Origin of the sequence: Lentzea pudingi (assembly GCF_014646255.1) — a bacterium.
GTDB classification, from domain to species: domain Bacteria; phylum Actinomycetota; class Actinomycetes; order Mycobacteriales; family Pseudonocardiaceae; genus Lentzea; species Lentzea pudingi.
In genome coordinates this window covers 18,778-36,241 of sequence record NZ_BMNC01000003.1, presented here as the reverse complement: position 1 = coordinate 36,241, position 17,464 = coordinate 18,778, and the positions used below count along the sequence as shown (strand labels likewise).

Here is a 17,464-nt window from a genome sequence, read left to right as displayed (position 1 = left end):
GACTCTAGGCGGAGTTGCGCACCGCGCTGTACCCGCTGAACAACGCGTCCCACGCCTTCTTGCACTTGGCGTCGAGCTGCGCGTCCGCGCTCGCGCCACCGGCCGCGAACCACGGCTCGCACGACCCGATCTCGGCGAGCTGGCGACGCACCTCGGCGAGCGCGGCCCGACCTGCGGGCGGCAGCTTGGCCGACTGCTTCTCGACCTCGCCGATCACGCCTGTCACGTCGGGCATGACGTGGGTGCAGTTGTCGGCCGGGGCGACCGGTTCTCCTCGCAGGCGCGCGGCGCAGTCCACGAGCAGGACGCCGATCGCGTCGAGCCGGGGCTGCAGGTCCGGCAGCGGTGAGCCGGTGACCGAGGGCGCGGCCGGGGTGATCGTGGGCAGCGACGACGTCCCGGTGCCGCACCCGACCAGGAGGAAAGCCAGCGCAATGGCGGAGTAGCGCATGCAGGGAGCCTAGCGAGAGGAAGAGGCCGCCTGAGCTGGGGTGCTCTGGCGGCCTTCTCATTCACCCGATCAGGTTCAGGCGCGGATGTAGGACTTCACGCCGTCCGGGAAGCCGATCGGGGCGGCGGACGTGTCGTCGACCGGACCGCTCACGACGGCGGACTTGCCCTTGCAGCCCGGTTCGGACCAGATCTTCACGGCGCCGTCCGGGGACAGCGACTGGAAGCCACCGCGGAGGTCGGCGCACTGGGCCTCGACCTTCACGCCGACCGCGAAGCTGTCGCCGAAGTCCTTCTGGTTCTTGCCGCTGAAGAACGTGACGGAACTGGCGGGCTTGGCACCGGGAGCCGGCTGGGCCTCGGCCTTGGGCACCGCGCGCTTGCCCTCGGGGTTCATCACGAACCACTTGCCGCCGACGTTCTGGCCGAGGATGTCGCCGGCCTTCTTGTCCTTGGTGAAGAGGTAGGCCGGGCGACCACCGATCGTCACCTGGAACTGGCCGTCCTGGCGCTTGATGAAACCGATGTTCTCCCTGCGGATGCCGGGGAAGAAGAGCCTGGTGCCCTTGGTGACGGTGATCGCAGGCCAGGTCTTGGCGCACTCACCGTTGCAGTTCGACACCCCGCCGTTCACCGGGTCGTCGCTGAACCAGTAGACCGAGAGCCCTTTTCCGTTCACCACAGCGGGTTCGAGGCCACCGGCGTTGCCGGCGCGCAGCTCCACCCACTTCTGCCTCACCTCGACCGGCGCGCTCTCCGGCGCACGATCACCGGTGTTCTGGTCCGCCTTGTTGGAGTTCGCGGTACCCCGCAGGAAGTCCACTCCGGACTGTGCGTCCGTCTCGGCCTCGGCCGTGGTCCGCACCTGTTCCTGTGCGGGGGCAGGGGAACCGGACTGCGCGGCCCCCTGACCGCAGGCCGTCAGCGCGACGACACCGACCGCGAAAAGGGCAGCAGCGAACCCAACTTGTTTGCGACGCATTGGTTTCTTCTCATTCCTGAGTGGACTCAACGACCTGTTCGCCACTGACACGCATGCACACCCCGAACGGTTCGAAGAAGTTCGAGTTGAGACCGCGATCACAGGCGTCCTGAGACGCAGCGGGTAACGTTGAAGGCGTGAACATCAGCCTGAGCAGCGATTTCGCCACCGCCGTCCCCGAGATGGCGGTGTCGTGGAAAGCCGTCCCGGTCGCCGAACCGGAACTCCTCGCTTTCAACGAGCAGCTCGCGGCCGAATTGGGACTCGACCCGGAACGGCTGCGCACGGAAGGCCTGCCCCTTCTGACCGGCAACCTGGCCCCCGGAGTCGCGCAGGCCTACGCCGGTCACCAGTTCGGCGGCTACTCCCCCCGGCTGGGTGACGGTCGCGCGTTGCTCCTCGGTGAGCTGACCGGCGCGGACGGCCGGCTGCGCGACCTGCACCTGAAGGGGTCGGGGCGCACCCCGTTCGCCCGCGGTGGCGACGGGCTGGCGGCGGTCGGCCCGATGCTGCGCGAGTACGTCCTCAGCGAGGCCATGCACGCCCTCGGCATCCCGACGACCAGGGCGCTCGCCGTCGTCTCGACCGGCCACGTCGTGCAGCGCGAGGAACCGCTGGCCGGCGCCGTCCTGGCCAGGGTCGCGGCGTCGCACCTGCGCGTCGGGAGCTTCCAGTACGCCCGCAACACCGGCGACCTCGAGCTGCTGCGGCGTCTCGCGGACCACGCGATCGCCCGCCACTACCCCGGCAGCACCTACCTGGAGCTGTTCGCGCAGGTGGTCGCGGCCCAGGCGGCCCTCGTGGCGCGGTGGATGCTCGTCGGCTTCATCCACGGTGTGATGAACACGGACAACATGACGATCTCCGGCGAAACCATCGACTACGGCCCGTGCGCGTTCATGGAGGCCTACGACCCGAGGACGAAGTACAGCTCGATCGACGAGGGCGGCCGGTACGCGTACGGCAACCAGCCGATCATCGCCGAGTGGAACCTCGCCCGGCTCGCGGAGGCGTTGCTGCCGCTCTTCGCCGACGACGAGGACGAGGCCGTCTCGCTCGCTGTCACGACGCTGCGTACGTTCGACGCGCACTTCGAGGAGGCCTGGACCGGAGGCATGGCGGCGAAGCTCGGGCTGACCGGCGACGTGCAGCCCCTGCTCCAGGATCTGCTGGTCTTGATGCACGAGAACCACGTCGACTTCACGTCGTTCTTCCACCTGCTCGGCAAGGCGGCCAGGGGTGACGCGGAACCCGCCCGTTCCCTGTTCCTGGACCTGGCGGCCATCGACGCGTGGCTCGCGCGCTGGCGGGAACTGGAGCCGGACGCCGCACTGATGGACGGGGCGAATCCCGTCTACGTTCCGCGCAACCACCTCGTCGAGGAGGCGCTGGCAGCCGGAGCAGCCGGTGACATGGGTCCGTTCGACCGGTTGCTGAAAGCGGTTACCTCCCCGTTCGGCGAACGGCCCGGCCTGGAATACTTCGCGGCCCCTGCGCCGCAGGACTTCAGTGCCACCTACCGGACCTACTGCGGGACTTGATGAAGCTGCAGCCGATCGGCCACGTCGAATCGCCCCTCACCGACCGCTCCGCCGCGCCCAGGCAGGCGGACGAGGGAGCACCGGAAGCGTTGCTCGTGTTCGCGCCCGAGTACGCGCGGGCCATGCGGGAACTGGAAGCGGGCCAGGAGGTGCTGGTCCTCACCTGGCTCGACCGCGCCGACAGGTCGGTGCTGGCCGCGCATCCCCGCAGCGACCCCTCCCGGCCGGAGACCGGTGTGTTCTCCACGCGGTCGCCGGACCGGCCGAACCCCATCGGGCTGCACCACGTCCGGATCACCGCGGTCGAGGACCTCGCGGTGCGGGTGGCGCACCTGGAGGCCGTCGACGGCACGCCGATCGTCGACGTGAAGCCCGTGCTGGGCACCGAGCGCTGACCCACCGGGGACCGCGCGTCCGGGTGGCCCCGCGACACGAGCACGGCCTGAGGTTTGACCGGCGGGTATCCCGCCTGCATGAGCCAACCAGTACCGCCCGCGGAGCCCGTGCCGACCACCCCGGGACCGGACCAGCCACGTCCGACCGGCCCCGACCAGCCCCAGCCACCCGGCCCGGACCCCGATCCGCTGCGCCCGCCCGGTCCCGACCCGGACCCACTTCCGCCGCAGCCGAAGCCGATCTGACGGTTTGGCCGCGAGAGGCTCGGGTACACGTCACGTGCCACTGCCGGACCTGTTCTGGAGCGCACCATGCTCAGTCGAGAGGAACACCAGCGGCTCGTCGACATCGAGGGGCGCTTCCGCGTCTCCGACCCGGACCTCGCCCGCGCGCTGAGCGAAGGCCCCCTGTCGCAGAGGAGCCTTCGTCAGCGCGCGGTCGCCGCTCTGGCGATGCTGTCCTTCAGGAAGCGACCGGGATCGGCCGGCTGACCGCGTTGGGCGGCGCCTCCGCCCGGTTCCAGCGCATCCGCGACCAAGGCAGGTCCATGTCGCTCAACGAGCTGATCTGCCGCGGCCGCAGCTCTTCCGGCTTCGGTGCCTCGGCGTGCCGGGAGTAGGCCGCGTCGACGTAACGGTGGCCGGTGTCCGGGGCCAGCACGACGACGTGCCGGTCGGGGTCGAGCCGCTGCTCCCACCGCGCGGCCAGGTAGGCCGCCCCCGCCGACAGCCCGGCGAAGATGGCGTGTTCGCGCAGCAGGGCGACACTGCCCGAGAGAGCCGCGTCGAAGCCGAACCAGTGCACGGTGTCGTAGAGCGTGTGGTCCACGTTGCCGAACGGGATAGAGCTGCCGATGCCCGCGATGATGATCTCGGGGTCGTGCACGTGCTCACTGCCGAACGTGACGCTGTCGAACGGTTGCACGCCCACCAGTTCCACGTCGGGGTCGGTCTCGCGCAGGAACGTCGTCAGCGCTCCCGTCGACGCACCGGTGCCCACGCCGCCGACCACGGAGAGCCGCGAGCAGTCGGCGTGGGCGCGGATCAGGTCGGCGATCGGGCGGTAGCCGCGGTAGTGGACGTCGTCGTGGTACTGCCGCATCCAGTGGTGCCTCGGGTGGTCGCGCAGGATCTCGCGCACCCGCGCCACCCGGCGGCTCTGGTCCAGCTTCAGGCTCGGCGAGGGCGGCATGGGCTCCACTGTGGCGCCCAGGATCTCCAGTTGCGTGCGCAACGTCTGGTCGACGGTCGTCGACGCGACGATGTGGCAGTGCAGGCCGTGGCGGTGACAGGCCAGCGCCAGGGCGTGCGCGTAGATGCCGCTGGAGCTGTCGACCAACGTGTCGCCGTGCGCGATCGTGCCGCGTTCGAGCAGGTAGCGGACGGCTTCGAGGGCCGAGGCGACCTTCATCGTCTCGAAGCGCAGGCAGAGGGTGCGGGAGTCGAGGCGTACGAGGGCCGGGCGGCTGAGGGCGTCAGCGATGTGGTTGTCCACGTCTTCTCTCATGTCCGGGCCCGGTAGCGGTACAGGGCGGTCTCGTCGGCGCTGAACTGCGAGAACGGGAACGGTTCCGCGGACAGGGCCGTCACGCCCTCGCCGAGGAAGTGCCGGGCCACGGCGCTCGCGGTCTGCGCGTAGACGATCAGCGGGATCTCGCGCGAACGGCAGCTGCGCAGGATCTCGTCGAACGTCCCGTTGCCGATCGTCATGCCCGTGGCGACGACGGCGTCCGCCACCCCGAGGACATCGCGCATGTCCGGGGTGACGGGGTCGCCCCACTGCGTCGTCTTCAACGAGAGGTCGCACGGCAGGCACTCGGCGCCGCGCTCACGAATGGCCGCCACCAACGGGTTCACCACGCCGATCAACGCCACCTTGGCGCCCGCCGGCACGTCGAGCAGACCGGCCACGGCCGCGTCACGGGCCCGCGCCCGTTCCTCCGGCGTGCCCACGGGCAGCACGACCCGCTCGGCGTCGGAGGTCCGATGTGGACGGACGCTGCCGAGGTAGGCGTCGAGCGCGGCCACCCGCACCGGCGCCGGTGCCTCGGTGAGCAGGCGGGCGACGGGAGCGCCGGAGTAGTTCGCGCACACCGCCGGGTCGGCGTCGCCCTCCGCGAACGCGCACGCGCCGAACGCCGTCCCGACCCGCGCCAGCACGTACTGGTTGCGGTAGGTGGTGTCGCCACCCGCCAGCCGGGTGCCGTGGTGCACCCAGAACACGCTGGTGGCGGCGATCCCTGCCGGATCCGGGCCGTGCCTACCTGCCAGCACCTCGGCCACCAGATCATCCACTGTGGACACGAAATCCCCCTTCTCGCTGAACCGGCGCGCGGTACCCGACGGCCAGGTGGCCCAGGTCGTCGCGGCCGATCTCGGCTTCCACGTCGAACACCTCGCGCAGCAACGGCGCGGTCAGCACGTCGGCGGCGGCGCCGTCCGCGACGACCGTGCCCCCGTGCATCAGCACCAGCCGGTCGCAGTAGCGAGCGGCCAGCGCGAGGTCGTGCAGTGCGACGACAACTGTCTGAGGCGTGCGTGCGGCCAGTTCCATGAGTTCGAGCTGGTGACGCACGTCCAGGTGGTTCGTCGGTTCGTCCAGCAGCAGCCCGGACGTGCGTTGCGCCAGCGCCCGTGCCAGATGGGTCCGCTGCCGTTCACCGCCGGACAGCTGCTTCCACGGGCGGTCGGCCAGTCCCACCAGGTCCAGCCGTTCCAGGGCCTCCTCCACGATCGCGTGGTCGGTGGCGTCCGGGCCGCGCCACCGCGACCGGTGCGCGGTGCGGCCGAGCATCGCGACCTCGGACACCCGCAGATCGCTGTCGGTGTCGGCCGTCTGCTCGACGAACGCGATCTTGCGCGCCCGCTCCCGCGCGGGCCACGACGCGATCTCCACGCCGTCGTACCGCACCAACCCCGCCGTCGGCGTGCGCAGACCCGCCACACACCGCAGCAGGGACGACTTGCCGGACCCGTTGGGCCCGATCAGCCCGACGGTCTCCCCCGGCGAGACCGTGAGCGTCACGTCCCGCACGATCGTCTTGCCGGGCACACCCCAGCTCAGGTTCTCGACATCGATCCTCACAGCTCACCCCGCTTGCGCAGCACCAGGAGGAAGAGCGGCACGCCGAGCAGCGCCGTGAACACGCCCACCGGCACCTCCAGCGGCGAGAACACCACGCGGGTGAGCGCGTCCGTCCAGACCAGGAACACCGCCCCGACCACGGCCGACAACGGCAACAGCTTGCGGTGCAACGGCCCTACGAGGAACCGGACGCCGTGCGGCACGATCAGCCCGACGAACCCGACCGCCCCCACGGCGGCCACGGCCACCGCGGTCAGCACGGAGGTCGTCACCAGCAGCACGATGCGAGTCGCCCGGACGTCCACGCCCAGCGAGGACGCGGTGTCGGTGCCGAACGCGAACCCGTCCAGCGCGGCCGAACACAGCCACACCAGCAGAAGGCCGACCCCCAGCACGGCCGCGCACACCGCGACCGACGTCCACCGGGCGGACGCGAGCGACCCCAGCAGCCAGTTGGTGACGGCACGGATGCTGTCCGCGTCACCGGACGACAGCAGGATCAACGACGTGAGCGCCGCGAACAGCTGCCCCACGACCACACCGGTCAGCACGATCCGCGAGGAGTCGAGCCCGGTGCGCCGCAACAACAGCATCAGCAGACCGAACGCCACCAGCGCGCCGACCAGCGCCCCGCCGGTCACCCCGAGCTGCGAGCCCGCGAACCCCAGCACCACCACGACCACCGCGCCCGTCGAGGCACCTGAAGACACCCCGAGCAGATACGGATCGGCCAGCGAGTTCCGCGTGACGCTCTGCAGCACCGCACCGCACACCGCCAGCGCGGCCCCGACGAGCGCCGCGAGCAACACCCGCGGCAGCCTCAGGTCCCAGATCAGCGAGTCCAGCAGGCGCGGCAACGGCACGACGGGCAGTCCGAGGCGCGATCCCGCCGCCCGGCCGATCTCCGCCCAGCCCGCGCCCACCCCGATCCGCACGGCGAGCACCATCGACGCGACGAGGACGATCAGGCTCAGCACGATGACGAGCGTGTTCTTCCTGCGCCGCAACGTTTTCGAAGAAGGAACGACGACAGGGTCCAGAACAGCGGCGTCAGCCACGGCCGGCGATCTTGTCGAGACCCGCGCCGAGTGCCTTCAGCGCGTCGACCGTGCGCACCGACGGGTCCATCTCGATGCCCGGCAGCTCGATCACCTTGTTGTCCCGCACCGCCTTGAGCTGTGACACGGCCGGGTGCTCGCGCATCATCGCGAGCTTCTCGCTGGCCTTGTCACCGGGGTTGCCGCGCTCGGACAGGTCACCGATCACGACGACGTCGGGATCGCGTCGGGCGATCTCCTCCCAGGACGCCTCCGGCCACTCCTGGTTCAGGTCGTCGAACACGTTGACCGCACCGGCGATCTTGCTCATCTGGCTGGGCATGCCGTCGCGGCCGGCGACGTACGGGACACCCTTGAACACCGAGTAGACCCACACGACCTTGACGGGATCCCGTTTGACGGCCTGGACCTCGGCGACGGCGGCGCGCTGCTCTGCGGCGAGCTGGTTCGCCTTCTCGGTGATGCCGAAGATCTTGCCGAAGTTCTCGTAGTCGCGGAACAGCCGGTCGAACGGCGCGGTCGTGCCGTCCGGGCAGTTCACCGCGCTCACGAACGTCGGCACGCCCAGCGTCTCCAGCTCGTCCCGCGTTCCGGCGCGGTCGGGGGTGAAGAGCTCCTTGAACGACGCCACGACGACGTCGGGGTTGGCGGCGCGCAACGGCTCCGAGGTGAGGACCTTCGGGGAGAGCACCGGGATCTTGGCGTAGGCCTCGGCGAACCTGGGCGCGACCTTGGTCTTGACGTTCGCGGTGCCGGCCATCCGGTCCTGCAGTCCCAGCGCCAGCAACGTTTCCGTGGAGTTCTGGTCCAGCGTCACCACCCGTTGCGGCGCGGCGGTGAACGTGAGCTGCTTGCCGCAGCTGTCCACCACGACCGACTGGGCCGTCGGCGCCTGGGTGCCTCCCGGTGCGGCGCAGCCCGCGGCGAACACCGCGACCAACGCCAGTCCGAGACGGGCGGGGTGTGACATCGGATCCTCCAGAAGTTCACTCGAACAGCTTGCGCTACTGTAACGACAATCATTTTCAATGCAACCCTGCCGGAAGGTCGATCGCGTGGCCCACGACACAATGCGCAGCCCATCGGTGTTGCGCAGCAGCACATTTCTCCGTCTCTGGACCGCGACCACGGCGTCAGGCATCGCTACCTGGGCGCTGCCGTTCGTGCTGGGCCTGGCCGTGCTCTCGCGGTCGATCACCGCCGTGGAACTGGGTGTCCTGCTCGCCGCCCGCACCGCGGGCTTCCTCGCCGCCGTCCCGGTCAGCGGCGTGCTGGCCGACCGCTACGCCCGCCGGCGGGTCGTCCTGTGGTCGGGTCTCGTGTCGGCGCTCGCCGCGCCCGTGCTCGCTGCCTTCGTGGGCGACTCGCTGGTGGTCGCGGCGGTCGCGGCGGCGGCCATGGGAGCGGGCCAGGGCGCGTGCCGCCCGGCGTTCCAGGCGCTGACCGCGGAGGTGGTGGCGACCGACCAGCGCCAGCAGGCCAACGCCGCGATGACCCTGTCCGTGCGGGTCACGACCCTGGTCGCACCGGGCCTCACCGCGTTGCTGGCCCTGGTGGCGAACACGCAGGTGCTGCTGCTCGGCATCGGCGCGTTGTGGCTGGTCGCGGCCCTCGTGCCGCCGGCCGGGACCGGAATCACCTCACCCGGCAGCGGTGCGGGCTTCGTGGCGGACTTCTGGCAGGGCGTGCGCGAGGCACGCCGGCATCCGTGGTTCCTGGCCGGGCTCGGCGCGCTGACGGCGGTGATCGCCACCGGCTACTCGGCGACCGGCGTGGTGCTCCCCCTGGTCAGCCGCGACCGCTACGACACCGAGGCCGTGCTGGCGGGCGCGCTGACCGCCTACACGCTGGGCGCGCTGGCCGGTGCGCTGCTCATCGCCCGCTGGCGGCCCCGTCACGCCGGGTGGACCGCGCTGTTCGGCCTGGCCCTTTACGGGTTCGCGCCACTGAGCCTGCTGCTGCCGGTGCACCCGTTCGTCGTGATCGCCGCGTACGTCGTCGCGGGCCTGGGCATCGAGCTGTTCAACGTGCCGTGGTTCACCGCGACCCAGCGCGAGGTCGAGCCTTCGAAGCTCGCACGGGTGTCCTCTTTGGACTTCCTGATGTCCTACGGTCTCGCACCGGTCGGGCTCGCGCTCATCGCCCCGGCGATCTCGTCGTTCGGCGCCCCCGCCGTGCTGGCCGTCTGCGCGGTGGCCTGCTTCGCCGCGCCGGCACTGGCCGCGCTGGTGCCGTCGTCCCGCGACTTCGGGCCGCGCCGATGATCGTGCCCCGCCTGCAGGTCCTCGATCCCGCCGCGCGCACGACGTTGGCGGAGAAGGGCGCGGTGATCCTGACCGGGTTGCCGAACGACCCGAACTCGCTGCCGGTGGCCTCGGCCCTGCTGTTCGGCACGGCGTTGCGCGAGCTGTACCCGTACCGCACCAGGCGGTCCGTCGACGGCGGGATCGTCGGCCTGCACGCGGACAGCTTCGACGTGGTGGTCGACATCGCCGGGAAGCAGGTGCGGCGCAGGCATCCCGACGAGGACCACGTGCTGGTGCTGCTCGCTTCCCAGGCCCCGTACGGAGGTCAGTCCTTCGTGCTCGACGCGCACGAGTTCACCGACTCGCTGGACGCGGAGCTGAAGGAGTTCCTGAGAGGAACGGACGTCGACCTCTACGGGCGCTGGGCACAGACGCGCGGCCTACCCGCGACACCGCGGGTAGGCCGCCACATCGAGTTCACGCGCACCGGCAGGCGCATCACCCGCCGCACGGACGGGGTCACGGCCCTGCACCGCGACCCCGGCACCGAACGCGTCAACGGGATGCTCGCCCGCTTCGACGAGGAGGTCGAACGGGCGCAACGGACGTTGCCGAGACTCAGGCTGAACGAGGGCGAGCTCCTGGTCCTGGACAACTACCGCTGCTGGCACGGCCGGGACGCGCACACCGGCGCGCGGACCGTGCACATCCAGACCGTGCGGACGGACGAGGCTTAGCTGGAGGCTGCCTTCGCGAGCTCCTTGCGCAACTGCTCCTTGGTCATGCTCGACGCGCCGTCCACGCCGAGGTTCTTGGCCTGCGTCAGCAGTTCCTCGCGCGTGGCCTGACCGGGCATCTCACCGAGGTGGTCGGCCCGGCTGCGCGCGAACGCCTCGCCGAGCTCGTACCGGCGTTCCGCGCTGAGCCGCTTGCGCATGCCCGGGAGCACCGTCTTCTCCTCTTCCTCCACGTGGTGGGTGATGGAGTCGACGACGTCCTGCAGTGCCTTGTCGAACTGCGGCGAGTCGTACTCGGCGTCGAGGAGCTTGACGAGCAGCTGCTCCGCCTCGGCGTGCTCCTCCTGGCTGTGCTCGACCTCGTCGTCCCCGCCCGCGTCCTTGGCGGCCGGGTAGACCTCGGACTCCTCCGCGCGGCTGTGGGCGACGAGCAGGCCGCAGAGGACCGGGGTGAGCAGAGGCCGTTTCTCCGGGTGGTTCTTCAGCTCGTCGAACAGGCGCTCCACCTCGCGGTGGTCCTGCATGATCAGGTCGACGACGTCGTACTGCATGGTGGTTCTCCTTCAGTTCGGGTTGTTCCTCGGATAGCGCGTGGTGATGGGCGCGACGCCGCGCCGTCCGATTCGGCCGAGCACGACGCCGAAAGCACTGAACACGGCGATCGCGACGACTGTGCTGAGGACGATCGACCCCGCCAGGGACACGCCCAGCAGGCCTGCCGCCGCACCGGCGGTCACGCCGCCGACGAGCGAGTTGACGAGGTTCACGAAGCCGGCCACGCCGAGCGTGGTGCCGATCAGCCGTGGGCGTCTGGCCTTGCGCCAGCCGGTCTGACCGGCGTCCACCTCGACGCCGAGCGTGTCGTCGTGCAGCTGGCGCACGAAGACGTGCCTGGTGGACGGTTCGAGCTCGGCGTAGACGGCCCTGATGCGGTTGATGCCCAGGCCCGCCTGCACGTCCTCGATCGTCAGCTCCACGGCGCGGAACAGCGTGGCGAGACCGATCAGGAACAGGGCCGAGAAGATGACCAGCACCAGCGTGAGCAGCACCGTCAGCGGTACCACCTGGGCGACGAACCCGAGTGCGATCATGGACGCGGAGATCGTCGTGAGCAGGTGGCCCGCCCGTCCGGTCGCGTCGGTGATCGTCGCCGTGCGGATCATCTGCAGCGTGTTGTGCTCCATGGTGAGGATCGTCAGCGCCGACGCCTTGTCCACGTCCTGCACGTCAGCGTCCGAGCGCAGTGGCGAGTTCCTTCTTGGTCATGGTGGAACGGCCCTTGACGTTCTTCTTCTTGGCCTCGTTGTAGAGCTGTTCCTTCGTGAGGCCCTTGGGACGGTTCGTGCCCGAGCGCTGGCCACCGCGCTTCTGCGGTGACATGTCCTGAGTGGACGACTTGCTCGCCGTCTTGGACTCGCCGGCCTGGGCGCGGTTCTTGTTCACCGTCCTGGCCGCGATCTCCTTGGCGCGCTTGGGCGAGGCGCCACGGTCCTGCGCTGAGTCCTTGATGTGCTCGTACTGGCGTTCCCGTTTCGCGTTCGATCCCGCGGGCATCACGACCTCCTGACTCGGTGCTGACCCGCGATTACCCCCGGTCGGGGTGGTTCACACCTGGATGACCGGGTAGCCGGGTGCATGGCGATCTCTTCCCGACTGGACACCGCCCGCGTGCTCGCGACGGTGCTGCTGCCCACGCTCGCCAAGGGCGTCATCGTCCGGCGGCCGGGCGTGCTGGCGGCCGCCGAGAAGGTCCAGGCCGACACCAGAGCCATCGACACGATGCGGAGGCTGCGCGACCGCTACGGTCCCGAACCGGTGCGGCTGCGCATCACCGGCCGCAGCGTCGCGGTGCTGGTCGACCCGGAGGACGTCGGGAGGCTGCTCGCCGAGTCGCCGGAGCCGTTCGCGCTGGCCACGAAGGAGAAGAAGGCCGCGTTGAGGCACTTCCAGCCGCACGGCGTGCTGATCTCCGAAGGGCCCGAGCGCGACCGGCTGCGCGAGCTGAACGAGCGGGCGTTGCGGCCGGAGAACGTGCCCGCCGAGGCCGTCGTGCGCGACGAGGCCGACCTGCTCACCCGGCACGTCATGAGCACCGGCGAGCTGACCTGGGAGTCGTTCAACCAGACGTGGTGGCGGATCGCGCGCAGGATCGTCCTCGGAGACGGCGCGCGCGGCGACGACCAGCTCACCGACGACCTGAAGGCGCTGCGCCAGAACGCCAACTGGGCCTTCCTCCACCCGAGGCGGCACGACCTGCGCGCACGGTTCCAGAAACGGCTCGACGAACACCTCTCGCGTCACGAAAAGGGCAGTTTGGCCGCACAACCGGGTGACCTGTCCGGCCAGATCCCTCACTGGCTGTTCGCGTTCGACGCGGCCGGCATCGTCACGCTGCGAGCACTGGCCATCGGTGCGCGTGGCATGAACGGCATCCTCGAGTCGGCGCGGTTGTGGCCTACGACGCCCGTGATCCTGCGCGAGAGCACGAAGCCGACGCGCTGGCACGGCACGTGGCTGCCGGCGAACACCGAGTTCGTGGTGTTCACGCCGTACTTCCACCGCGACCCGGACCGGCTGCCGTTCGCCGACCGGTACGCGCCGGAACTGTGGGACGGCCCGCGCGACCCGGCGATCGTGCCGTTCAGCGCCGGGCCCGGCGTGTGCCCCGGCCGCGATTTGGTGCTCACCGTCGCCGCGACGATGCTCGACACGCTGAGCGAGCACCTCTCGTTCCCCGTGCTCGGCGAACCGCTGCCGGGAACGCTGAACCACTTCGGCATCCGCATGCCCGCGACCCCGACGGGTACTCGCGTCTCATGAACGCACCCCTCACCTCCATCGTGACCGGCGCGGACTCCGGCATCGGCAAGGCCGTGGCCGTCGCGCTCGCGGGCGGCGGCGTCGACGTGGGCATCACCTACCACCAGGACGCCGACGGAGCTGCCCGGACGGCTGACGAGGTCCGCGAGGCCGGTGCTCGTTGCGCCGTGCGGCAGCTCGACCTCACCGCACTGCCGGACGCGGCCGACGTGATCGACGAACTGGCGGCGGAACTGGGCGGCGTCGACGTCCTGGTGAACTGCGCCGGCACCGGGAGCAGCCAGAAGGCGCTGGACATGCCGTTCGACACCTGGCGCTCGGTGCTCTCGGTCGACCTCGACGGCGCGTTCCTGTGCTGTCAGCGCGCGGCCCGGCACATGATCGCGGCCGGTCGCGGCGGACGGATCATCAACATCACGTCCGTCCACGAACACCTGCCCCGCGTCGGCGCCGCGCCGTACTGCGCCGCGAAGGCCGGGCTGGGCGCGCTCACCGAGGTGCTCGCCCTCGAGCTGTCCGAGCACGGCATCACGGTCAACTCCGTGGCGCCCGGCGAGATCTCGACGCCGATGACCGGGCAGGAGGACGTCGACCCGCACACGCAGGCGCGTCCGGGCGTGCCGCTCGGCAGACCGGGAAGCGCCCACGAGGTCGCCGCGGTGGTGGCGTTCCTCGCGACGCCGGCCGCGAGCTACGTGACGGGGGCGTCGTTCGTCGTGGACGGCGGGATGTCGCTGATGGGCCCGCAGGCGAGCCAGCTGGTGACCGACGAGAAGTGGAGGCAGACCTGATGCGAGCCGTGGTGCTGAACTGCACCCTGAAGAAGTCGCCCGACCAGTCCAACACCGACCTGCTGGCCCAGGTGGTGATCGACGAGCTGACGAAGAAGGACGTCGAGGTGACCTCGTTCCGGTTGGCGGACCACGAGATCCCGCCCGGTGTCGAGACCGACCTCGGCGGCGGTGACGAGTGGCCGAACATCCACCGGTTGCTGCTCGACGCCGAGATCCTGGTGTTCGCCACGCCGACGTGGGTCGGCCGTCCGTCCTCGCTCGCGCAACGGGCGCTGGAACGGATGGACGCGATGATCTCCGAGACCGACGACCAGGACCGGCCGGTGGCCTACAACCGGGTCGCGGGCGTGGTGGTGACCGGCAACGAGGACGGCGCGCACCACGTGATCAGCGAGATCTGCGGTGGCCTCGGCGACATCGGGTACACGATCCCCGGCCAGGCCTGGACGTACTGGAACCGCGGCCCCGGCCCGGGACCGAGTTACGCCGACACCGACGAGGGTCACGAGTGGTCGGAGAAGACCGGCCGCACCATGGCCGCCAACCTCCACGCCGTCGCCCTGGCCCTCGCGGAACGGCCGATCCCGGCCTGAGCCAGCGCCACGAGCGCGCCGATCGTCAAGCCGCCCAGGACGTCCGTGGGCCAGTGCACGCGGGTCCTGAGGCGGCTGTAGGCGACGAGCAACACCAGTGGCATCACGAAGAACGCCGTCTCGCCGTCGGTCAGCGCGGCGGCGGTGCCGAACGCGGCGGCCGTCACGGCGTGCTTGGACGGGAACGACGACGAGTCCGGGTGCTCGGGCAAGGCCTGCCGCGCGGGCATGTTCGCGGCCGAGGGTCTGCGACGGTGCACGAACTGACTCACGAGGTGCCCCAACGGCATCGCGACCACGGCCGCGGTGAACGCGCGCTTCGCGGCCTTCTTCTTGCCGCACAGGGCGAGCGCGCCGGCCACCGGCAGCCACAGCAGCCCGGCTCGTGCGGTGAGGCTGGCCGCCACGATCACCGGGTGAGGACGTCTCGTGGGCAACAGCTCGCTGTCGTGCAGCGCGTCCGCGTCGAGCTCTTCTAATTCGTCCTCACCTGTCATGTGGGATCAGCTACCCAGAACGGGACTGCCCGGAACCTCTTTTCCCTCTCCGATTCCTCGCACGAGCGCCTGAAGGGCCTCCTGCGCGTCGTAGCGCGGTTCCCAGCCAAGTTCCTTCCTGGCGCGTGAGGCGTCCAGCAGCGGCGACTTGAGGGCCAGGTCGACCCATCCGGGCGGGGTGGGCTGCAGGCGCAGTCCCCAGGTCAGGCTCGCCAGCGTCCGCAGCGGTTTCGCCGGCACGGCGACGTGCCGGCCGCCGAGCACCTCCGCCAGCGCGCGGGGGGTGATGACGGGATCGGCCACGAGGTTCACCCCGCCGTGCGGGCGCTGGTCCAGGATCCGGACCAGCCCGTCCGCGACGTCGTCGGCGTGCACGAACTGCAGCACGAGGTCGCGAGGGAGCGGCAGGATCGGGATCCGGTGCCGGAACAGGGCTTTCGGCACGAGCTTGCCGAGGAAGTAGTCGTGGATCTCGGATCCGGCGTCGGACTGCAGGATCAGGCCTGGCCGGGGCCGGGAGATGAGCAGGTCGGACTCGAACTTGTTGAGCATGTGCTCCACGGCGGCCTTGTGCCTGCTGTAGAACGACGACGTCACACCGTCGACGGGCCACGACTCGTCGACGCGGCGGTCCTTGCTGCCGGGCGAGTACGCGCCGACGGACGACATGTGGACCAGGTGCGGCACACCGGCTTTCACCGCCGCGCCGAAGACCTGGGCCGAGCCCGCCACGTTCGTCCGGTACAGCTGCCGTTCGTCCCGGGCGGGCTGGATGTTCCACGCGAGGTGCACGACCGCGTCGGCGCCCTCGAACACGGTCCGCAGCAGCTCCTCGGCGCCGGCCCTGCCGAGCTCGACGGGCGTCCAGGTCACCCCGCGGTAGGGCGGCGCGTCGGTGGGCGGGCGCCGTGAGATGCCGTGCACCTCGACGTCCGGTTCCTCGGCGAGCCTGCGCAGAAGTGCCGTGCCCACGTTGCCACTCGCTCCGGTGACGACGATCCTGCGTCCTGGCATGGGTTCCTCCGCGTGTCGGCCTGGTGCCGCCGGATACCCGTTCAGGTGACGTCGAGAACCGTCTTCAGCCATCCGTCTTCACGCAGGTCGAACGACTTGTAGGCGTCGATCGCGGCCGTGGGCTTCTCGCGCTGGGTGATGAACTGCAGCGGGTCTACCGATCCGGTCAGCACGAGGTCGAGCAGGCGCGGCACGTAGCGGCGGTGGTTGCAGTTGCCCATCCGCAGCGTCAGGTTCTTGTTCATCGCGGTGCCGATCGGGAACTCGTCGAACCCCGGCGGGTAGACGCCGATGATCCCGACGGTGCCGGCCTTCGCGACCAGTTCGACGGCCCAGTCCAGCGCCTGCCGCGGTCCGTCGCCGGGCTTCCACTGCTCGGAGGTCCGCTTCCCCGGCTGTTCGGCGTCGACGCCGACCGCCTCGATCACGCGGTCCGGCCCGATCCCGCCGGTCAGGTCGCGCACGACCTCGACCGGGTCCTCGGCGTTGAAGTCGACGGTCTCCGCGTTCTGCGCCCGCGCGATGTCGAGCCTCGACTCGACGCCGTCCACGACGATCACCCGTCCGGCGCCCTGCCTCTTGGCCGACGCGATGGCCAGCTGCCCGACCACGCCCGCGCCCAGCACGAGAACCGTGTCGCCGTCACCGACCTCGGCGAGCCGCGCGCCGAACCACGCGGTCGGGAAGATGTCGGACACGAGGATGGCCTGGTCGTCGCTGACCTCGTCCGGGACCCGCACCAGCGTGGTCATCGCGTGCGGGATCCGGGCGCGCTCGGCCTGCAGCCCGTTGATCGGGCCGGTGGCCTCGGGACCGCCGAAGAAGCACGTGCCGGCCGCCGCGCCGTTCGGGTTGGCGTTGTCGCACTGGGCGAAGTACCCGGCGCGGCAGTAGGAGCAGGTGCCGCAGCCGATGGTCGAGGTGACGACCACCCGGTCGCCCGGCGTGAAGCCCCGCACACCCGCGCCGACCTCTTCGACGACGCCGACCGCCTCGTGCCCGAGGATCGTCCCCTCGACCATGCCCGGCATCGTGCCGCGGACCATGTGCAGGTCGGTGCCGCAGATGGCGCTGCGGGTGATGCGGACGACCGCGTCGGTGGGTTCCTCCACGCGCGGGTCGGGCACCTCGTCGAGCCTGATGTCGCCCTTGCCGTGCCACACGACAGCCTTCACGATCGCCTCCCGATGGTCGTGTCCGTGGTCTTTCCCTCGTGGGACGGCCGCAAACACGGACGGGGACGCACTGGCCG

General features: G+C 70.5%; 22 protein-coding genes. 9 read left to right on the top strand and 13 right to left on the bottom strand.

Features of this window, described 5'->3' with window-relative positions:
- Nucleotides 1–4: 4 nt before the first annotated feature.
- Nucleotides 5–451 (bottom strand): hypothetical protein, encoded by a 447-nt coding sequence (locus IEY88_RS11115; RefSeq protein ID WP_189154610.1) that lies wholly within the window; start codon nt 449–451, stop codon nt 5–7.
- A gap of 75 nt (nt 452–526) precedes the next feature.
- Nucleotides 527–1,432 carry a COG4315 family predicted lipoprotein gene (locus tag IEY88_RS11110; protein WP_189154609.1) on the bottom strand — a complete coding sequence of 302 codons (906 nt, stop codon included), beginning with the start codon at nt 1,430–1,432 and terminating at the stop codon, nt 527–529.
- A 137-nt stretch (nt 1,433–1,569) separates the two neighbouring features.
- Here IEY88_RS11110 and IEY88_RS11105 point away from each other — a divergent pair, with 137 nt between their 5' ends.
- The 4 genes from IEY88_RS11105 to IEY88_RS11090 all read left to right on the top strand — a co-directional run bounded on the left by IEY88_RS11105 (nt 1,570) and on the right by IEY88_RS11090 (nt 3,860).
- Nucleotides 1,570–2,973, top strand: a complete 1,404-nt coding sequence (locus tag IEY88_RS11105; protein ID WP_229693275.1) for a protein adenylyltransferase SelO — start codon at nt 1,570–1,572, stop codon at nt 2,971–2,973.
- A complete protein-coding gene (gene tsaA / locus IEY88_RS11100) occupies nt 2,973–3,368 on the top strand; it encodes a tRNA (N6-threonylcarbamoyladenosine(37)-N6)-methyltransferase TrmO (RefSeq protein ID WP_189154608.1) in 396 nt (131 codons plus the stop codon). The genes IEY88_RS11105 and tsaA overlap by 1 nt, the downstream gene beginning before the upstream one ends.
- 78 nt (nt 3,369–3,446) lie before the next feature.
- On the top strand, nt 3,447–3,614 hold the full coding sequence (locus IEY88_RS11095; RefSeq protein ID WP_189154607.1) for a hypothetical protein: 168 nt from the start codon (nt 3,447–3,449) through the stop codon (nt 3,612–3,614).
- Nucleotides 3,615–3,680: 66 nt separating this feature from the next.
- Nucleotides 3,681–3,860, top strand: coding sequence for a DUF3040 domain-containing protein (locus IEY88_RS11090; protein WP_189154606.1), 180 nt, complete (start codon nt 3,681–3,683; stop codon nt 3,858–3,860).
- On the opposite strand, the gene IEY88_RS11085 is transcribed toward IEY88_RS11090, so the two are convergent.
- The 5 genes from IEY88_RS11085 to IEY88_RS11065 are packed head-to-tail and all read right to left on the bottom strand — an operon-like array spanning nt 3,832 to nt 8,481.
- A complete protein-coding gene (locus IEY88_RS11085; protein WP_229693274.1) occupies nt 3,832–4,875 on the bottom strand; it encodes a pyridoxal-phosphate dependent enzyme in 1,044 nt (347 codons plus the stop codon). The two genes, IEY88_RS11090 and IEY88_RS11085, sit on opposite strands and share 29 nt — an antisense overlap.
- Nucleotides 4,872–5,672: a Rossmann-like domain-containing protein gene (locus IEY88_RS11080; protein WP_189154605.1), complete on the bottom strand. Its 801-nt coding sequence runs from the start codon at nt 5,670–5,672 to the stop codon at nt 4,872–4,874. Before IEY88_RS11080 ends, IEY88_RS11085 begins: the two co-directional genes overlap by 4 nt.
- Nucleotides 5,656–6,453, bottom strand: a complete 798-nt coding sequence (locus IEY88_RS11075; protein WP_189154604.1) for an ABC transporter ATP-binding protein — start codon at nt 6,451–6,453, stop codon at nt 5,656–5,658. Before IEY88_RS11075 ends, IEY88_RS11080 begins: the two co-directional genes overlap by 17 nt.
- On the bottom strand, nt 6,450–7,511 hold the full coding sequence (locus IEY88_RS11070) for a FecCD family ABC transporter permease (protein ID WP_229693273.1): 1,062 nt from the start codon (nt 7,509–7,511) through the stop codon (nt 6,450–6,452). The genes IEY88_RS11075 and IEY88_RS11070 overlap by 4 nt, the downstream gene beginning before the upstream one ends.
- The gene (locus tag IEY88_RS11065; protein ID WP_189154603.1) at nt 7,504–8,481 is read right to left on the bottom strand and encodes an ABC transporter substrate-binding protein; all 978 of its coding nucleotides are present in this window, start codon (nt 8,479–8,481) and stop codon (nt 7,504–7,506) included. The genes IEY88_RS11070 and IEY88_RS11065 overlap by 8 nt, the downstream gene beginning before the upstream one ends.
- 100 nt (nt 8,482–8,581) lie before the next feature.
- On the opposite strand from IEY88_RS11065, the gene IEY88_RS11060 reads away from it, so the two are divergent.
- Together IEY88_RS11060 and IEY88_RS11055 are read left to right on the top strand one after the other, a co-directional pair.
- Nucleotides 8,582–9,775, top strand: coding sequence for an MFS transporter (locus IEY88_RS11060; protein WP_189155366.1), 1,194 nt, complete (start codon nt 8,582–8,584; stop codon nt 9,773–9,775).
- Complete coding sequence (locus IEY88_RS11055) at nt 9,772–10,494, top strand: TauD/TfdA family dioxygenase (protein WP_189154602.1); 723 nt, start codon at nt 9,772–9,774, stop codon at nt 10,492–10,494. The genes IEY88_RS11060 and IEY88_RS11055 overlap by 4 nt, the downstream gene beginning before the upstream one ends.
- Here IEY88_RS11055 and IEY88_RS11050 read toward each other — a convergent pair.
- Genes IEY88_RS11050 through IEY88_RS11040 form a run of 3 tightly spaced genes read right to left on the bottom strand, consistent with a single transcriptional unit; the run spans nt 10,491 to nt 12,048 of the window.
- Complete coding sequence (locus tag IEY88_RS11050) at nt 10,491–11,045, bottom strand: hemerythrin domain-containing protein (RefSeq protein WP_189154601.1); 555 nt, start codon at nt 11,043–11,045, stop codon at nt 10,491–10,493. The genes IEY88_RS11055 and IEY88_RS11050 overlap by 4 nt on opposite strands.
- 12 nt (nt 11,046–11,057) lie before the next feature.
- Nucleotides 11,058–11,720: a hypothetical protein gene (locus tag IEY88_RS11045; protein ID WP_189154600.1), complete on the bottom strand. Its 663-nt coding sequence runs from the start codon at nt 11,718–11,720 to the stop codon at nt 11,058–11,060.
- Between the two features lies 1 nt (nt 11,721).
- On the bottom strand, nt 11,722–12,048 hold the full coding sequence (locus IEY88_RS11040; protein ID WP_189154599.1) for a plasmid stabilization protein: 327 nt from the start codon (nt 12,046–12,048) through the stop codon (nt 11,722–11,724).
- A gap of 81 nt (nt 12,049–12,129) precedes the next feature.
- Here IEY88_RS11040 and IEY88_RS11035 point away from each other — a divergent pair, with 81 nt between their 5' ends.
- The 3 genes from IEY88_RS11035 to IEY88_RS11025 are packed head-to-tail and all read left to right on the top strand — an operon-like array spanning nt 12,130 to nt 14,701.
- Entirely contained in the window at nt 12,130–13,314 is a 1,185-nt protein-coding gene (locus IEY88_RS11035) for a cytochrome P450 (protein ID WP_189154598.1), read from the top strand.
- Nucleotides 13,311–14,105 (top strand): SDR family oxidoreductase, encoded by a 795-nt coding sequence (locus IEY88_RS11030; RefSeq protein WP_189154597.1) that lies wholly within the window; start codon nt 13,311–13,313, stop codon nt 14,103–14,105. Before IEY88_RS11035 ends, IEY88_RS11030 begins: the two co-directional genes overlap by 4 nt.
- The gene (locus tag IEY88_RS11025; protein ID WP_189154596.1) at nt 14,105–14,701 is read left to right on the top strand and encodes a flavodoxin family protein; all 597 of its coding nucleotides are present in this window, start codon (nt 14,105–14,107) and stop codon (nt 14,699–14,701) included. The genes IEY88_RS11030 and IEY88_RS11025 overlap by 1 nt, the downstream gene beginning before the upstream one ends.
- Here IEY88_RS11025 and IEY88_RS11020 read toward each other — a convergent pair.
- From IEY88_RS11020 to IEY88_RS11010, 3 genes are read right to left on the bottom strand one after another with little or no spacing between them, the layout of a single operon-like run.
- Nucleotides 14,611–15,198 carry a phosphatase PAP2 family protein gene (locus IEY88_RS11020; RefSeq protein ID WP_189154595.1) on the bottom strand — a complete coding sequence of 196 codons (588 nt, stop codon included), beginning with the start codon at nt 15,196–15,198 and terminating at the stop codon, nt 14,611–14,613. The two genes, IEY88_RS11025 and IEY88_RS11020, sit on opposite strands and share 91 nt — an antisense overlap.
- A 6-nt stretch (nt 15,199–15,204) precedes the next feature.
- Nucleotides 15,205–16,212, bottom strand: a complete 1,008-nt coding sequence (locus IEY88_RS11015) for an NAD-dependent epimerase/dehydratase family protein (protein WP_189154594.1) — start codon at nt 16,210–16,212, stop codon at nt 15,205–15,207.
- 41 nt (nt 16,213–16,253) lie between these two features.
- The gene (locus IEY88_RS11010) at nt 16,254–17,387 is read right to left on the bottom strand and encodes a zinc-dependent alcohol dehydrogenase (protein ID WP_189154593.1); all 1,134 of its coding nucleotides are present in this window, start codon (nt 17,385–17,387) and stop codon (nt 16,254–16,256) included.
- Nucleotides 17,388–17,464 lie beyond the last annotated feature (77 nt).